This window comes from Fonticella tunisiensis (genome assembly GCF_004364155.1).
Lineage (GTDB): Bacteria > Bacillota > Clostridia > Clostridiales > Caloramatoraceae > Fonticella > Fonticella tunisiensis.
Window position 1 is genome coordinate 126,649 of sequence record NZ_SOAZ01000001.1, and the last position, 17,217, is coordinate 143,865.

The following is a 17,217-nucleotide window of genomic DNA, read 5'->3' on the forward strand; positions in this document are numbered from 1 at the left end:
GTACCGGCATCTATACCCCTATGGTTTCTCATTTCATCAGAAGCTCAATTAGTCGAAGATCAAAATAGAGTCATCAGAAATATAGTTGATAAAATAACATATGCAAAGGAAGGGGATAATATAAACGCAGAAATAAATTTTTTTGGCATACGGGATATTAGGATGCTTTGATCATAAAACCATGAGATGAAAGAGAATGTGAGGGGAATGAAATTTATGAATGGGATGAAACAAAAACCAAACCGCTTGATAAATGAAAAATCTCCGTACCTGCTTCAGCATGCATATAACCCTGTGGACTGGTATCCCTGGGGAGATGAGGCATTTGAAGTAGCAATTAGAGAAAATAAACCTATTTTTCTAAGTATAGGTTATTCTACATGCCACTGGTGTCACGTTATGGCACATGAAAGCTTTGAGGATGAAAAAGTTGCAAGGCTTATAAATGAAGTATTTGTGCCTATAAAGGTCGATAGGGAAGAAAGGCCGGATATAGACAACATATATATGACTGTCTGTCAGGCTATGACAGGACATGGAGGATGGCCCTTAACTATTATTATGACGCCTGATAAAAAGCCCTTCTTTGCAGGTACCTATATTTCAAAGCACAGCCGCTACGGGAGAAAGGGATTGGTGGACCTTATAAATGAAATTAGAATGCTGTGGGAAAATGAGCATGATGAAATTATAGACTCTGCTGAAAAAATTACATATACTATTCAAAAATTCCTGAAGGAATCTCCAGGGGATGAAATGGGGGAAGATACACTTTACACAGCATATATACAGCTTGAGTCAATGTTTGATATGCAGTATGGAGGCTTTGGTACTGCTCCTAAATTCCCAACTCCACATAACCTTTATTTCCTGTTGAGATTTTACAGAAGATTCAATAAAAATGAAGCATTGGATATGGTGTTGAAGACCCTTGATTCTATGTCCCTTGGTGGTATATTTGATCATATTGGATTTGGTTTTCACAGGTACTCCACCGATAGGAGATGGCTCCTGCCCCATTTTGAAAAGATGCTCTATGACCAGGCTTTAATAGCCATGGCCTATACAGAGGCATATCAGATAACCGGGAGCGAGAAGTATAAAGAAATGGCTGAAAAGATTTTTGAATATGTAATGAGGGATATGATGTCGGAGGAAGGGGCTTTTTATTCTGCTGAGGATGCAGACAGTGAGGGAGAGGAGGGAAAATTTTATACATGGTCAGTCGATGAAGTTATGGATATACTTGGAGAAGAGGAAGGAAAGCTTGCTGTTAAGTTGTTCAACTTTAAGAAGGAAGGAAATTTCAGGGATGAAGCTACGGGGGAAAGAACAGGATTTAATATAGTAAATTTTTCAAAGGATATTGAAAAACTAGCAGAGGACTTAAAGATAAATGATATTAAAGAAAAGCTTAAGAACATAAGGGAGAAGCTTTACAATGCCAGAGAAAAAAGGGAGAGGCCCCATAGGGATGATAAGATACTTACTGACTGGAATGGACTCATGATTGCATCGCTGAGCAAAGCAGCTGCCGCACTTGGAAATAAAAAATACGCTGAAGCTGCTAAAAAGGCTGCGGATTTTATACTCGATTCATTTGGAGAAAATGGAAGGCTTATGCACAGATACAGAAAGGGAGAGTGGAAGGTAATTGCAAATGTAGATGACTATAGCTTTCTTATATTTGGGCTTCTTGAACTCTACGGTGCCTCCTTCGAAGAGAAATATTTAAAATATGCCCTAAAGCTTAACGAAGAATTGATAGATTATTTCTGGGATGAGAAAAACGGAGGATTTTATTTTACATCAAAGGATGAGGAAGAGATACTTATAAGAACAAAAGAAGTATATGATGGGGCTGTACCTTCAGGAAATTCTGTAGCACTTTTAAACTTATTAAGGATAGGAAGGATTACAGGAAATTCAAAATATGACGATTTTGCAGCAAAGCTTCAAAGAGCCTTTTCAAAAAGTGTTATGGATACTCCCATGGGTTATACACAAATGCTTGTAGGTTTGGATTTTAGCCTTGGTCCATCATTAGAAATTGTGATAGCAGGGAAAAGAAACTCTGAAGATACTCTAAATATGATAAAGGTACTTCAAAGAAGGTTTATACCAAATGCGGTTTTACTTTTAAATCCGGCAGGGGAAGAAAATCCAGAGATACATTCAATTGCTGAATATACCAGATTGCAAAAAAGTATAGATGGCAGGGCAACCGCATATGTGTGCAGGAATTTTGCCTGTTCAGAACCTGCAACAACTGTAGAGGAAATGCTAAATAAATTATAATAACCCGGTCGGTGGAAACACTGGCCCGGGTTATTATATAAATATTAATTTTTTTATAACAATTTATTATACCTTATGACAAAATGCGAATAATAAGAATACTATAAATACCAGTATATGGAATAATGTGCTTAATAATTACATTTTTTTAAACAAAAAAAAGAGAATATGTCGTTTTACATCAGAAGAATATGATTATTCCATACCACAATACAACACAAAATTATTTTTTAAAATGTTAAAATGAAATCAAAGGTATGTGGGGAGGGGTATTATGCTTGAAAAGAAGGAAATATGCTCATGCAGAAATATACTTGATGGCAGCATTGAGTACATATATCGATATTTTTTGATTGAAGATACCAAGAGTATTATAATTAATGAACAGAGGGTTGACGTTCCATCCTATGGAATCGAAATATTAAGGGAGCTTATCTTAAATGGACAAACTGCAGACCTGTATGGAGAGAGGCTTGATAGCATTTCTTCAACTATGGGCAAAGTTCTGGAATTAATAGAATATCTGAAGGATAATGAAGTATCACCAATCCATCTTGTTGATATAGTTGGAGAAAAGGCTGATGAATGGGTGGTAGATTTTGAGGAGGCAGCAAAGTCATTATTAAAATCTATGGCTTTGGCATGATATATAGAATGCCGTTATAAAAATCTATGTCAAATTATGATAGATTTTGTATAACAAAAAATATTAATAATTTGAAACTTTCCTCGATATTCCTCCGTCTAATACTATGAGGAGGGAAAGGGAATGAAACTAATAAACAGACTTCTGCTTATCTTAACAAGCATGGTTTTAATATTAATGATTGCAGATGGAATAGCAGGTGCTATCAAGGGTTAGGGGGCCTTAATGAGGCTCTTTTTATTTTTGAAATTTCAAAAAGCATAAACTATAATGTATGTGAGGGATGAAGATGATTATTGGTGTAGGAATTGATATAGTTGAAATAAAAAGAATAATTAAACTGGTTGAAAATACAAAATTTATGGAAAGATTTTTTACTCCCATAGAGAGGGATTACCTTAAAAATAAGAACCCTGAAAGCACCGCAGGTTATTTTTGTGCTAAGGAAGCTGTAGTCAAAGCTATGGGCACGGGTTTTAGCGGCTTTAAATGGACAGATGTGGAAATAATAAAGATAAATTCTGTTCCATGTGTAAGACTTCATGGAAGGGCTGAAGAGATTGCAAAAAGTATGGGTATTAAGAAAATACACCTTTCCATTACCCACTCAAAGGAATATGCAGGTTCAACTGCCATTGCGGAGGGATAACTATGTATGCTGCCTTTGTAAAGGATATGAATGAGATAGATAAAAGGGCTGTTGATGAATATAAAATACCTGGAATACTTCTCATGGAAAATGCGGCCATTGCCATTTATAGGCGAATAAGGAAGCATGGTTTTAAAAGCGTTGTAATAGTATGTGGAAGCGGCAACAACGGAGGAGATGGATTTGCACTTGCAAGGCTTTTAAAAGTAAATGGCTATGACGTGAACGTATTTTGTTTCAATGACACATCTAAGATTTCAGGGGATGCAAAAATAAACTTTGATATAATAATTAGCATGGGATTTGAAATTAAAAATAACCTTAATGAACTTGAACATAAAATCAGGGAATGTGATGTGGTAGTTGATGCGCTGTTCGGTACAGGATTTAAAGGTGAGGTAAAGGATATTTATAGGGACGTAATAGATTGTATTAACAGAAATGCAAAATATATTATATCGGTTGATATACCCTCGGGAATAATGGGCGACAGCGGTGAAAAGGGAGGTATTTGCATATATGCGAAGGAAACAATAACCTTTGGATGTTTAAAAATGGGTCACATCCTTGGGGATGGAAGAATTGCATCAGGCAGGGTTTTTGTTGACCCTATATCCATTCCTGAAGAATGTATAAAAAAACAAAATATATTGTACACAACAAACTATGGGGATTTTCCATTATCGATCATTGACAAAAGAGAAATAGATACCAATAAAGGGGATTATGGAAAGGTATATATAATTGGAGGAAGCTTCCTCATGTCAGGTGCAGTGATACTGGCAGCAAGGGGAGCACTTCATGCAGGTGCCGGCCTTGTAACCTGTGTTGTTCCCGAAGAAATACTGGATAGAGTGGGAAGTTCAGTTGCAGAAACTACTTATATGACATTTGACAGAAGGGATGGACATAGCTTCATATCCTGCAGCAATCTGGATGCTATAATAGAAAGGGCAGACGTAATTGCAGCTGGGGTAGGGCTTGGAGCATCTCAGCAGATGACGGATTGTATTTCATATATTTTACGTAAATCTGAAAAACCGGTTGTTGTAGATGCAGATGGGATTAACATGCTGTCGGGCATTAAGGATGTTTTGAAAATTAAAAAATGCCCCCTTGTCCTGACACCCCATCCCGGAGAGATGTCAAGGCTCACAGGTCTTTCCATAGATTATATAAATAAAAACAGGGTAAGGGTTGCACGAGAATTTGCAAAGAACTATAATTGTATAGTACTTTTAAAGGGGGCAAGCACCGTTGTAAGTGATGGTACAAGGGTTTACATAAACACAACGGGAAATCCCGGCATGGCATCTGGAGGATCCGGAGATGCACTTACAGGAATGATAGCGGCATTAATAGGCCAGGGATATAGTTCCTATGATTCTGCGGTGCTTGGAGCCTATATACACGGCAGGGCTGGCGACGATGCCTATGAGCAGTACGGATATGGCCTTACAGCATCGGATATAATAAAGTTTATTGGCAAATATATCAAATAGTAATACGAAGCCTCAGAGGGGAATAAGTATAATATATGAGTTCTTAAAAAAGGTGGTATAACTTTGAAAAAAATCCTTCCGTTTATATTGCTTATTCTCCTTATGGTTCCATCCTGCAGCGGAAGAAAGGCCGATGAATTCTATAGAGCCAATAAAAAGCTTACCACTATGAAAAGCTATAGTGCCCTTGCAGAAGTTATGGTATATGGCAACAAGGGGATGTCAAGATACATGGTGAAGCAGTACTGGATGGAGCCAAACAAGCTAAGAATCGAAACAATTGAACCGGATTTTTTAAAGGGCAAAATATTAGTTTATGATGGCCTTAAATGGAAGATTCATCATCCTCTAATAAATCAGAAGTATGAGGTTAACAGTTTAAAGGGTGATGATCAGCTTATATACATAGGAATAGTACAAAAGAGTGTATTGTCAGGGGAGGATGCAGTTTATAAATTTGCTGAAAAAAACGGATTAAAATATATAGAAGTAAAAAGCACACTTGCTGACGGAAATGAGTATAGAAGGCATGTGGCGCTTTTCATGGAAAGGAATGAGTATTATCCTGAAATACTGGAGATATACGATGATAAAGGAGATGTTAGGATTAGAGTTAGTTATTCTGAATTTAACTACAATGTTGAACTGAAGGATTCTCTTTTTAATCTGGATTAAAGCATAAAATTACAGAGGAGGACAGAGATGTTTGAACACTACAGACCATATTATGCCGAGATAAATCTTGATAATTTCAGACATAATTTTAGGGAAGTAAAAAGGCTTGCTGCAGGGAAAAAAATTATTGGAGTTATAAAGGCGGATGGCTATGGACACGGTGCGGTGGAACTTGCAAGGGTACTTGAAGAAGAAAATGTTGATTATTTTGCAGTTGCTGTAATAACTGAGGCTATTGAACTTAGAAAAAGCGGATTTAAAAAACCTATACTGATACTTGGTTATACACCTGAAACCTTTGCAAAGGAAATAGTAGAGTATGATATAACTCAGGGGGTTTTCACCTATGAACTTGCAGAGGCCATATCAAAGGAGGCACAGAGGCAGAATAAAACTGCAAGGATTCATATTAAATTAGATACAGGAATGGGAAGGGTTGGTTTTCTTCCATATGAAGACTCCGTGAAAAGAATCAGGGATATATCAAAACTAAAAAACATTTGTATGGAGGGCATATTTACACATTTTGCTGCTTCGGATGAGAAGGATAAAAGCTTTTCATACTTTCAAATGGAAAGATTTACAAAAATGATAGATATCCTAGCGGGGGAGGGGATAGAGTTTGAAATTAAGCATATGGCAAATAGTGCAGCCATAATCGACTTAAAGGATAGTTATTTCGATGCGGTAAGGCCTGGTATAATGCTCTATGGATATTATCCATCGGATGAGGTAAACAGGGATATAATATCCTTAAAACCTGTAATGTCCTTAAAGGCAAGGATTGTCCACATTAAGGAAGTTCCAGAAAACACTCCAATAAGCTATGGAAGAAAATTTTATACCAGAAGGATGAGCAAAATTGCAACACTGCCCTTTGGCTATGCTGATGGCTATACACGTCTTTTATATGGCAAGTCCCATGTTATTGTTAATGGAAGGCTTGCACCAATTGTGGGAAGAATATGTATGGATCAGTGCATGGCTGATGTAACAGAATGTGGTGATGTAAATGTTGGAGATGAAATAATAGTTATGGGAAGTCAGAATGGTGTATCAATAACTGCAGACGACATTGCAGCAAATCTCGGTACCATAAATTATGAAGTTTTATGTACCGTTTCAAAAAGGGTCCCCAGGGTGTTTGTTGAAAATGGTGAAATTGTTAAAGTAAAAAACTATATTTAAACATATTTTTGCGAATAATGGAAAGAATGTTATATAGAATAAAAAAATCCCTCAAATCTTTGACACTATAATGTACATAGAGTATAATTTATATACATAGGTGAATTTAGGGGGTAAAAACATGGCGGAAAATAAAAAAATTGTTGTAAGCCTCCCGAAAAGTTTGCTCGAAGAATTTGATAATGTATTAGATTGTAAGAACAGCAAAAATAGAAGTCAATTTATAAGGGAAGCTGTCATATTATATATTAAGGAGCGTAAGAAGAAGAATATGAGAGAACTTATGAAAAGGGGCTATGAGGAAATGGCTGAAATAAACTCCGAAATAGCAGAGTGCAGCATAGCGTGTGAAAGCGCTGAACTAGCTAAATATGAAGCAGTATTAGCGGAGAGTGATTTTATAGATGGCGCAGGTGGTGAAAAGAGGAGATATATATTATGCTGATTTAAGCCCGGTCATAGGTTCAGAGCAGGGTGGAATTAGGCCAGTTCTTATAATACAAAACGATATAGGAAATAAATACAGCCCTACGGTGATTGTTGCTGCTATTACATCTCAGATTAACAAGGCTAAGCTTCCAACCCATGTGGAAATCAGCTCTGAAGAGTATGGACTGAACAGGGATTCCGTAGTTCTTCTAGAACAGATAAGAACTATTGATAAAAGAAGGCTCAGGGACAAGATAGGCCATATAAGTGATAATTTGATGACTCAGGTAGATGAATCGCTTATGATAAGCTTAGGGCTTGTTGAATTATAACCCGGCATTTGTGCTGGGTTTTTACATTTTATATATTGGATATGAAAATATGGAAGAGGATAAACTATCAAGAAAGTATGGAGATAATATAAATGGGGAAGTGATAATGTGAAGTATGTAATTCTCACAACCAGGGGATGTAATAGATGTGATCTTGCAAGGAAGCTGCTTGAAGAAAATGGTGTTGAGTACAGGGAAGTTGATGCAATTACATCTGGGGGTATAGAGCTGGTTTTAAAATACAACACAAATATGATGCCTTCAATAATAGATATTGAAAACAACAGGGTTTTCAGTATAAGTGATTTCAAGAGGTTTTTGGAGATGCAAAATTACCGGTATTAATTAAAAATGTTTTAAATACTGGAATAAATTGATATAATAAAGATGATTTGATAATATGCCATTAGGCTTAATATAAGGAGGTTAAAATATGGAGAGAGATATCCAGAAGCTGCGTGGAGTGGCTAAGACCATAAGAGAGGATATTATCAAGATGTTGACTGAGTCAAAGTCAGGCCATCCTGGCGGCTCTCTATCGGCGGTTGAAATATTAACTGCACTGTACTTCAGCGAAATGAAGGTTGATCCTAAGAACCCGAGATGGGAGGAAAGGGATAGGTTTGTTCTTTCAAAGGGACACGGGGCGCCAGTGCTTTACGCAGTTCTTGCTGAAAGGGGATTTTTTGAAAAGAAGCATTTAAGTACCCTCAGAAAGATAGGCTCAATTCTTCAGGGGCATCCAAATATGAACGACACCCCTGGAGTTGACATGTCAACAGGTTCACTTGGGCAGGGACTTTCAGTGGCAAATGGAATGGCACTTGCAGGAAAGCTTGATAACAAGGACTATAGGGTATATGTTCTCCTCGGTGATGGTGAACTTGAAGAAGGTCAGGTCTGGGAAGCTGCAATGTCAGCAGCCCATTATAAGCTTGACAATTTAACTGCCTTTGTGGATTACAATGGGCTTCAAATAGATGGACCAGTTGCAGAAGTTATGAATCCCGCTCCAGTAGGTGATAAATTCAGAGCCTTTGGATGGAATGTCATTGAAATCGACGGACACTCTTATGAAGAAATATTTTCAGCAATAGACAATGCAAAGGCAACCAAGGGCAAACCTACAATGATAGTTGCAAAGACTGTTAAGGGCAAGGGAGTCAGCTTCATGGAGAATTCTGTAGGCTGGCATGGTTCAGCGCCAAACAAGGAACAATGTGAGGCTGCTTTAAAGGAAATAGGGGGTGCTATATAAATGGCTAATCTTGCAACAAGGGAAGCCTATGGAAAGGCTTTAGTTGAGCTTGGAAAAGAAAATAAAAACGTAGTTGTTCTAGATGCGGACCTTTCAAAATCAACTAAGACAGCTGATTTTGCAAAGGTTTTTCCGGAAAGATTCTTTAACATGGGAATATCAGAGCAGGACCTTATGGCAACGGCTGCAGGGTTTTCAACCTGTGGAAAGATACCATTTGCAAGTACATTTGCCATGTTTGCAGCTGGCAGGGCCTTTGAACAGATAAGAAACTCCATATGCTATCCTGAGCTTAACGTAAAGATAGCTGCGACCCATGCAGGGCTTACCGTGGGTGAGGATGGTGCATCTCACCAGGCTATTGAAGATATATCCCTCATGAGGAGCCTTCCAAATATGACTGTAATAGTTCCTGCAGATGACATAGAAACCATGGCTGCAGTGAAGGCTGCTGCAGAGCATGAAGGACCCGTTTATATCAGGCTTGGAAGGTCATCTGTTCCAACGATAAATGATAATCCATCATATAAGTTTGAAATTGGAAAGGCTGTAACCTTGAAAGAGGGTAGGGACGTTTCAATATTTGCAACAGGTATAATGGTGAGCATAGCGCTTAAAGCGGCAGAAATGTTAGAAAGCGAGGGCATAGATGCAGAAGTTATCAACATACATACAATAAAGCCTATAGATGTTGATGCTATTGTTAAATCCGTAAACAAAACAGGTGCAGCAGTGACATGTGAAGAGCACAACGTTATAGGAGGCCTTGGAAGTGCGGTATGTGAGGTGCTTTCTGAAAATATGCCGGCTCCTGTAAAGAGGATAGGAGTCATGGACACCTTCGGAGAATCTGGAAAGCCTGATGAGCTTTTAAAGGAATATGGACTTACTGCTGAAAATATTGTAAATGCGGCTAGAGAAGTAATAAATAGAAAGAAGGTTAAATAAAGCCTTTAAAAAAGATTTTATTAAAGTTCTAAAGCTCATGGTGGCTGAGAAGGCAGGTGAATTCGCTAAACCAACATACACGCGAATTACACTTGGTCTTCTCAGCCACCTTTTTTTGAAAGTACTGCTATGTTTAAGACTTCTTAATCCACCGTTTGGCAAGCGTATTAGTGAATGAAACATATTTTTTTATCGCAGCGTCGGTCTGCAGGTATTTTTTGTTCTTATGCAATGGGCTTTTCAGAGTATCACAACGCGTTAACTTTATCTTTTTAATAGACACCGTAAAAATAAGAATAACTTGTAAAGATAAGACGCTTATGATATATGTTATAGTAAGGAGGGGTTGGCGTATTATGAATAAGCTGTTAGGCTTTTTAAAGGATATTTTTAAATGTGCAGCAATTGGAATAATCATTTCCTTCATAGTGATGATTATTTCCTGGGGAACAGGTTACATTTCTTATAAAAGAGACATGTCAATTTTTAAAAGAGATTTAAAGCCTGAAATGGAAGGCAATGATATTAGAAGAGTTCAGATGCTTCTGAAAAAAGGTGGATATTTTACCGATGATATAACAGGAAAATTTGATGATAAAATGGATAAAGCTTTAATGCTTTTTCAGGAAATGAATAATCTTCCTGTTACGGGAAACATTTTAAAAAGTGATTTTGAGCTTCTTTCAAAGAAGGTTCACCTCTACAACAGGGTGAAAAATGCGGCATACTACGTTAGTGCTTTGGGATTGATGTTAAGTACAGCCTTTTTTATTACAAGGGATGGAACTAGACCTTTGATTTATAATGATGAATGGAGGAAGCATTTTGTTGTACTTAATTTAGCTCTTGTAATAATGTTTATAAGCTTCACTATAGGAATTTCGGCCATGATCTTTCAAGGGCTTGTGCATTAAAAACTGCCATATGGCAGTTTTTTTATGTGGATTTTTATTTTAAAGGATAAATGTAAAGATAATACAAAAAATAAAATATAATTTAATATGTGCCAATTTACGAATAAAGAAAAGTAAAATTAAGTATAAATAAGCATTGAGATGACAATATGCATCTATTGCATAAAGTATTAAATGAAGAATTTGCAGTGTGTAAAAGTGGGTGATAGTATATTTTATGCATAGCGAAATGTTAAAGAAAAGAGGGATAAGATGAGGGACAAGATAAAAAAAACTATCATGGATTATTTTTATATTACTATTGGTATTATGCTCGTGGCATCAGGCATTTATTACTTTCTGGTTCCAAACGATCTTGCGGCAGGAGGGGTAAGCGGCCTGGCGATAGTCATTAATCACTATATACCAACCATTTCGGTAGGACTCTTAATGCTTACAATGAACATAATCCTGTTTATAATTGCATTTATACTGATTGGACCGAGTTTTGGAGGAAGAACTATATATGCAAGCCTTGGACTGTCAGGGGCTATATGGATTTTGGAGAGACTCTTTCCCATTAAGGAGAAAGTAACAGGGGATTTACTTCTTAGCGTTTTATTTGGAATACTTCTCACAGGCATTGGAATGGGAATTGTATTTAATAGAAATGCCTCTACAGGAGGAACTGATATAATTGCTAAAATGCTGAATAAATTTTTTCATATTGATGTTGGGAAAGCTCTTCTTATGTCTGATTTTTCAATTACTCTGATGGCGGGACTGACTTTTGGAAAAGAAGTTGGTATGTATGCACTTCTTGCAGTAATAATAAATGGATTTCTAATAGATGAGGTAATAAATGGCCTTAATATGGCAAAACAGGTGACTATTATAAGTACAAAGGGTGATGAGATTAAAAAATACATAATGGAACATCTTGGAAGAGGGTTGACGATATATAATGCCAAGGGTGCATATACAGGAGAAGAAAAGGAAGTTTTGATGGCAGTTATGAGCAGAAAAGAGTTTGTAAGGCTGAGGGAGTTCATAAGGGAGATAGATCACAAAGCCTTCATAACTGTAAGCAACGTGCATGAAGTTTTAGGAGAAGGATTTAAAGAACTAATCGGTGATTAGGAATTTACGGTACTGGAGTATTATTACTCCAGTTATTTTTATGCCATTATATATCGATATTCAAAATATGAATGGAATCTTATATAATTTTACCGTATTATAATATTTTTTTTATAAAATTAAAATATAGAGAAGAAAAATTGTGATTTTAAGTATATCCGATACACTATTTTAAAATGGCAATTAATGTTTTTTTAAAATTTTTATTAAAACGCACACAATTTTATATTTATGTGTTATCATAATAACAAACAACCAAAGGAACTTAAATAATTTAGCTGAGGAAAATGATGAAAAAAGTCTAAAAGTTATTTAATAGTATGTTTAATGTTTTATGCTATAATATCCTTAGAGGTTGATTAAAATTGTGTCGAAGCAAGGAGTGTTGGTATGATAGAATTAAAAAACGTGTCTAAGGTATATAGAAATAATCACATCGCCCTATCCAACATCAACCTGACTATTAAAAAAGGAGAATTCGTATTTGTTGTTGGTCCTAGCGGTGCAGGAAAATCCACTATAATAAAACTGCTTATGAAGGAAGTTGAACCTACAAACGGTGAAATATATGTAAACGGTATGAAACTTACCGAGTTAAAAAGAAAGGAAGTACCGTATTTTAGAAGGAACCTTGGAGTAGTTTTTCAGGATTTCAGACTTCTTCAGGATAGAACGATATTTGAAAACGTTGCTTTTGCTATGGAAATAATTGAAGCAAGCAGTAGGGAAATAAAAAAGAGAGTTCCACAGATGCTTACACTGGTTGGATTATCCTCAAAGGCAAATCAGTATCCTCATCAGCTTTCGGGTGGCGAACAGCAGAGAGTCGCCATTGCAAGGGCACTTGCGAACAACCCATCTATTTTAATATGTGACGAGCCGACGGGAAATCTTGATCCGGATACCTCGTGGGAAATAATGAAAATCATAGATGATATAAATAAATCAGGAACTACAGTCATTATGGCGACCCATGCCAGAGATATAGTAGATAAGATGAAAAAGAGAGTCGTAGCTATTGAAAAAGGAGTCATAGTAAGGGATCAGCAAAGGGGTGTTTATGGATATGAAGATTAGAACATTTGGATATTACATAAAGGAGGGGCTAAAGAGCATAGTTAAAAACCGGGTTATGAGCATTGCTTCAATTTCTACTGTAGCTGCTGCGCTTTTTATACTTGGAATATTTATGATACTGGTTGCAAATGTTAACAGCCTAATAGGTGATGTTGAAAATACCATTGAAATAAAAGCTTTTTTAGAGGATAACGTTACTACTATCCAGAGAAATCAGATAGAAAAAGATATCAAAGCTATAAGCGGTGTTAAAGACGTTAGATATGAGTCTAAGGAAGAGGCCCTTGAAAAAGTTAAAAACAGATTAGGTAATAATCAGGAACTGACGAAAGGATTTGAAGCTGAAAACCCTTTTCCTGCAGCATATATAATAAAAGTGGACAACCCAGAGGTTGTCAAGTCGGTTTCAAGTCAGATATCTAAAATCGGTGGGATTTATGAAGTAAAGGATGGACAACAGTATATAGACAAAATAATTAGCATCACAAGGCTCGTAAAGGTTTCAAGCCTTGTTCTTATGATTATACTTGGCACTATATCAATATTCCTGATTTCAAATACAATTAAGCTTGCAGTATATGCCAGAAAAAGGGAAATAAACATAATGAAATACATTGGAGCAACTGACTGGTTCATTAGATGGCCATTTTTGATAGAGGGTGTGCTTCTTGGTATATTTGGTGCTATAATATCAATTCTTGTGCTTTATTTTGGGTACAGGTATGTTAATAGCGCTGTTTCGGCAGAGCTATGGGTATTTGCTCTTGTCCCGCCATCACAAATAATCTCAAGCCTGGTATGGCAGTTTACTCTTATAGGTATGGTAATTGGTGGACTTGGAAGTTCTATATCACTTAGAAAATTTTTATCAGTCTAGGGGGTGGAAAGATGAAGAAAAGGTGGCTTTCTTTGCTTTTAGTTTTTATATTCTCATTTTCAACTTTATCCTTTGCCTTTGGTGAAACCATAAAAGATAAGCAGGAACAATTAAACCAGGTGAAGGATAAAATTGACGATCTGCAAAATAAAATTGAAGATGTAAAGGACCAGAAGGAAGATGTATTAGCTGAGATTGATAAAATTAGCTCCGAGATGGACAAGCTTCAGAATGAAATAAACGGTATAAACAAACAGATGGGTGCCGTAAAGGCGGAAATAGATCAGACCAATAAAAATCTCGAAAAGGCTGTAAAGGAGTATGAGACTGAAAAGGGGCTATATGCAGAGAGACTTAGAGCCATGTATATAAATGGTTCTGAAGGATATCCTGAAGTACTTCTTTCATCAAAGAGTTTTTCCGATTTTATTACTAATATCGACATGGTAAAGAAGATAATGGAGTATGACAAAAAGATTCTTACAGAAATGAAGCAGAAGCAGGATGAAATACAAAAGCAAAAGGAGAAGCTTGAGTCTAAACAAAAGGAGCTTGCACAACTTCAGGCAAGTGTTGAGCAGAAAAAGGCTGCCCTTGCAAAGGAGAACGCTGAAAAACAAAAATACTACAGTAAGTTAAAGCAAGACCATGCAGCCCTTGAAAAAATGCTTGATGAAGAAGAGGAAGAGTCAAGGGCTTTATCTAAGGAGATTAATAGATTATTAGCCAGTGCACCTTCAAGAGGAGGAGGCAATACATCATATTCAGGTTCAAAAACAGGTATTTTAAAGGTAAGTGATATAGGACGTATACCTCCAATTACATCACCATTTGGATGGAGAGTACATCCAATACTTAAGGTTCCAAAGTATCACTCAGGCATAGATATCGGAATACCATCTGGAACTCCGGTTTATGCCATGTCTGATGGAACAGTCATAATTGCAAGATACTACGGCAGTTATGGAAATACCGTAGTTATAGATCATGGTGGTGGAATAACATCACTTTATGCACATAATTCAGCGCTTCTTGTAAGCGAGGGACAGCAGGTTAAAAAGGGCCAAATGATTTCAAAATCAGGAAGCACAGGTCGTTCAACAGGACCTCACCTTCACTTTGAAGTTAGACAAAATGGAGATCCAATTAATCCAATGCCATACTATGTTGTTGGTCAATAAAGAAATGAAAAGTGTTTGCACTGTTGTGCAGGCACTTTTTTAATTATACTGTATGAATTATTTATTTTTGAAAGGCTAAAATGTTATAATGTATTAATAAGAGAAATAAAATAACAAATAAGTAGATTTCGAAATGAGGTGTTTTTAATGGCCGAAAAAAATGACAGCTTTTATGACAAGACTAGAGGCAAAAAAAAGCTTTCAATTAGAAATGTTATAATACTCATACTGATTACGAACTTAATTACAGCCGGTGTGATTTTATATGCTCCCATAGCAGGAAGAAGGACTGTAAGCGCAGATGAGTATAAATTTTTAAATCAATTTAAAAAAATGATAACTGTAAAGGATATAGTTGAGAATAATTATATAAATAAGGTTGATGAGAATAAAATGGTAGAAGGGGCAATAAAGGGAATGGTAGATGCTGTTGGAGATCCCTATACTGTATTTCTCAATCAGAAGGAATATCAGGATCTTATGACCCAAACTACAGGCTCCTATGCTGGAATAGGTACTTATGTTGGAGATAAAGAAGGAAGAATAGTTGTTATTGCACCAATAGAAGACAGCCCGGCTGAAAAGGCAGGTATAAAATCAGGGGATATAATTTTAAAGGTTAACGATCAGGATGTTTCAGCAAAGGAAATGGATAAGGCAGTTTCACTTATGAAAGGAAAGCCTGGCACAGCGGTTAAGTTAACGTTATATAGAGAAGGGGTAGGAACAAAGGAAATTAGTATAACCAGGGCTACGATTACAATGAAGACAGTAAAGGGAGAAATGTTAAAGGACAATATAGGTTATATTCGAATAACCCAGTTCGACGAAAATACGGCTAGCTCCTTCAGAAACACTTTGAACGGGCTGAAGGCAAAGGGAATGAAGGGCCTTATACTTGACCTCAGGGATAATCCAGGTGGACTATTGGTTTCATCTACAGAAATTGCCGATATGATTTTAGGTGAAGGTAAAATAGTATCTACTGTTGATAAAAGTGGAAAGGAGGAAGTAATCAAATCTGATCAGAATAAACTTGATCTACCACTTGCTGTACTTGTGAATGGAGGAAGCGCCAGTGCATCGGAAATACTGTCGGGTGCTATAAAGGATTTTAAGGCAGGAACTCTAATTGGAACAAAGACTTTTGGAAAGGGAATTGTTCAAAACATTATCGATTTGCACGATGGTAGTGCTGTTAAGGTTACCATGGCAAAGTATTATACACCATCGGGAGCTTCTATACAGGGTGTTGGAATTACGCCTGATATAGTTATAGATCTGCCTGAAAAAGTTAAGCAGAATCCTGGAGATATAAAACCTGAGGATGATACTCAGCTTCAAAAGGCAATAGAAATCATTAAATCTAAGATATAATTAGTCCGTTATATTTAGTTTTATGTATGTTTTGCTATTTTATTGGCGTTTATGATTACCTATTGGATTCGACAATATGTTAATTAGAAAAGTGCTACCGGAATATATATATTCCGGTAGCACTTTTTATACATCTGTCTTTACACCAGTATTTACATAGTATATACTTATATATATACATCGATGTTAGGAGGGGGTAACATGAAGGATGTAAGAAAGTTAACTTACACGGCATTATTGACAGCTATGGCTATGGCTATACCATTTCTAGTGGTTTTAAAGGTTCAAATTCCACCCTTTACAGCAACATTAACAGCCCATGTACCTATGTTTATTTCTATGCTATTGGGCCCTGGGGCAGCAATAATGGTAGGGTTGGGATCTGCCCTTGGATTTTTCATGAATCTTGGTTTAGTGGTAGGTGTCAGGGCATTTATGCATGTTTTCGTAGGGCTTGCAGGAGCAGTGCTTATTAAAAAGGGGATACCCTTCAATAAGGTGGTCGTGGTTACAGCGCCACTCCATGGCCTTCTTGAAGCCCTTGTGGTGGTGCCTTTTACAGGTTTTAACGTCTACAGCATACTTATGATAGTTGGAGTTGGAACAATACTGCATCACGCAGTTGATGGAATTATATCTTCAGCATTAATTAAGATACTCGAGACAGTAAATGTATATGATTCTATAAAAAGTGCATAAACACGAAATGGACAGTTTCACTAAAAGTGGCTGTCTTTTTTTTATTTA

General features: G+C 36.6%; 18 protein-coding genes. All 18 read left to right on the forward strand.

All coding sequences use genetic code 11. The features are described 5' to 3' along the window. The first annotated feature begins 216 nt into the window (after positions 1 to 216). On the forward strand, positions 217 to 2,298 hold the full coding sequence (locus tag EDD71_RS00615; protein ID WP_133626812.1) for a thioredoxin domain-containing protein: 2,082 nt from the start codon (positions 217 to 219) through the stop codon (positions 2,296 to 2,298). Positions 2,299 to 2,572: 274 nt separating this feature from the next. Next, positions 2,573 to 2,944 carry a DUF6514 family protein gene (locus EDD71_RS00620; protein ID WP_133626813.1) on the forward strand — a complete coding sequence of 124 codons (372 nt, stop codon included), beginning with the start codon at positions 2,573 to 2,575 and terminating at the stop codon, positions 2,942 to 2,944. A 289-nt stretch (positions 2,945 to 3,233) separates the two neighbouring features. Continuing rightward, the gene (gene acpS / locus EDD71_RS00625; protein ID WP_133626814.1) at positions 3,234 to 3,593 is read left to right on the forward strand and encodes a holo-ACP synthase; all 360 of its coding nucleotides are present in this window, start codon (positions 3,234 to 3,236) and stop codon (positions 3,591 to 3,593) included. Between the two features lie 2 nt (positions 3,594 to 3,595). Next, a complete protein-coding gene (locus EDD71_RS00630; RefSeq protein WP_133626815.1) occupies positions 3,596 to 5,095 on the forward strand; it encodes an NAD(P)H-hydrate dehydratase in 1,500 nt (499 codons plus the stop codon). Positions 5,096 to 5,158: 63 nt separating this feature from the next. Beyond that, positions 5,159 to 5,770, forward strand: coding sequence for a hypothetical protein (locus tag EDD71_RS00635; protein ID WP_133626816.1), 612 nt, complete (start codon positions 5,159 to 5,161; stop codon positions 5,768 to 5,770). A 27-nt stretch (positions 5,771 to 5,797) separates the two neighbouring features. Beyond that, positions 5,798 to 6,958 carry an alanine racemase gene (gene alr, locus EDD71_RS00640; RefSeq protein ID WP_133626817.1) on the forward strand — a complete coding sequence of 387 codons (1,161 nt, stop codon included), beginning with the start codon at positions 5,798 to 5,800 and terminating at the stop codon, positions 6,956 to 6,958. A gap of 121 nt (positions 6,959 to 7,079) precedes the next feature. Beyond that, positions 7,080 to 7,403 carry a CopG family ribbon-helix-helix protein gene (locus EDD71_RS00645; RefSeq protein ID WP_133626818.1) on the forward strand — a complete coding sequence of 108 codons (324 nt, stop codon included), beginning with the start codon at positions 7,080 to 7,082 and terminating at the stop codon, positions 7,401 to 7,403. Then, positions 7,363 to 7,719, forward strand: coding sequence for a type II toxin-antitoxin system PemK/MazF family toxin (locus EDD71_RS00650; protein WP_133626819.1), 357 nt, complete (start codon positions 7,363 to 7,365; stop codon positions 7,717 to 7,719). Before EDD71_RS00645 ends, EDD71_RS00650 begins: the two co-directional genes overlap by 41 nt. 108 nt (positions 7,720 to 7,827) lie before the next feature. Next, positions 7,828 to 8,064, forward strand: a complete 237-nt coding sequence (locus EDD71_RS00655; RefSeq protein WP_133626820.1) for a glutaredoxin domain-containing protein — start codon at positions 7,828 to 7,830, stop codon at positions 8,062 to 8,064. 88 nt (positions 8,065 to 8,152) lie between these two features. Further along, the gene (locus EDD71_RS00660; RefSeq protein ID WP_133626821.1) at positions 8,153 to 8,977 is read left to right on the forward strand and encodes a transketolase; all 825 of its coding nucleotides are present in this window, start codon (positions 8,153 to 8,155) and stop codon (positions 8,975 to 8,977) included. Then, a complete protein-coding gene (locus tag EDD71_RS00665) occupies positions 8,978 to 9,925 on the forward strand; it encodes a transketolase family protein (RefSeq protein ID WP_133626822.1) in 948 nt (315 codons plus the stop codon). Between the two features lie 356 nt (positions 9,926 to 10,281). Then, on the forward strand, positions 10,282 to 10,839 hold the full coding sequence (locus tag EDD71_RS00670) for a peptidoglycan-binding domain-containing protein (RefSeq protein WP_166636276.1): 558 nt from the start codon (positions 10,282 to 10,284) through the stop codon (positions 10,837 to 10,839). A 252-nt stretch (positions 10,840 to 11,091) separates the two neighbouring features. Then, the gene (locus tag EDD71_RS00675) at positions 11,092 to 11,958 is read left to right on the forward strand and encodes a YitT family protein (protein ID WP_133626824.1); all 867 of its coding nucleotides are present in this window, start codon (positions 11,092 to 11,094) and stop codon (positions 11,956 to 11,958) included. Between the two features lie 390 nt (positions 11,959 to 12,348). Next, positions 12,349 to 13,035 (forward strand): cell division ATP-binding protein FtsE, encoded by a 687-nt coding sequence (gene ftsE, locus EDD71_RS00680; RefSeq protein WP_133626825.1) that lies wholly within the window; start codon positions 12,349 to 12,351, stop codon positions 13,033 to 13,035. After that, positions 13,025 to 13,912 (forward strand): permease-like cell division protein FtsX, encoded by an 888-nt coding sequence (ftsX, locus tag EDD71_RS00685; RefSeq protein ID WP_207669243.1) that lies wholly within the window; start codon positions 13,025 to 13,027, stop codon positions 13,910 to 13,912. Before ftsE ends, ftsX begins: the two co-directional genes overlap by 11 nt. Positions 13,913 to 13,923: 11 nt before the next feature. Further along, on the forward strand, positions 13,924 to 15,093 hold the full coding sequence (locus tag EDD71_RS00690) for a murein hydrolase activator EnvC family protein (protein WP_133626827.1): 1,170 nt from the start codon (positions 13,924 to 13,926) through the stop codon (positions 15,091 to 15,093). Between the two features lie 147 nt (positions 15,094 to 15,240). After that, a complete protein-coding gene (locus tag EDD71_RS00695; RefSeq protein WP_133626828.1) occupies positions 15,241 to 16,470 on the forward strand; it encodes a S41 family peptidase in 1,230 nt (409 codons plus the stop codon). 201 nt (positions 16,471 to 16,671) lie between these two features. After that, on the forward strand, positions 16,672 to 17,169 hold the full coding sequence (locus EDD71_RS00700) for an ECF transporter S component (protein ID WP_133626829.1): 498 nt from the start codon (positions 16,672 to 16,674) through the stop codon (positions 17,167 to 17,169). Positions 17,170 to 17,217 lie beyond the last annotated feature (48 nt).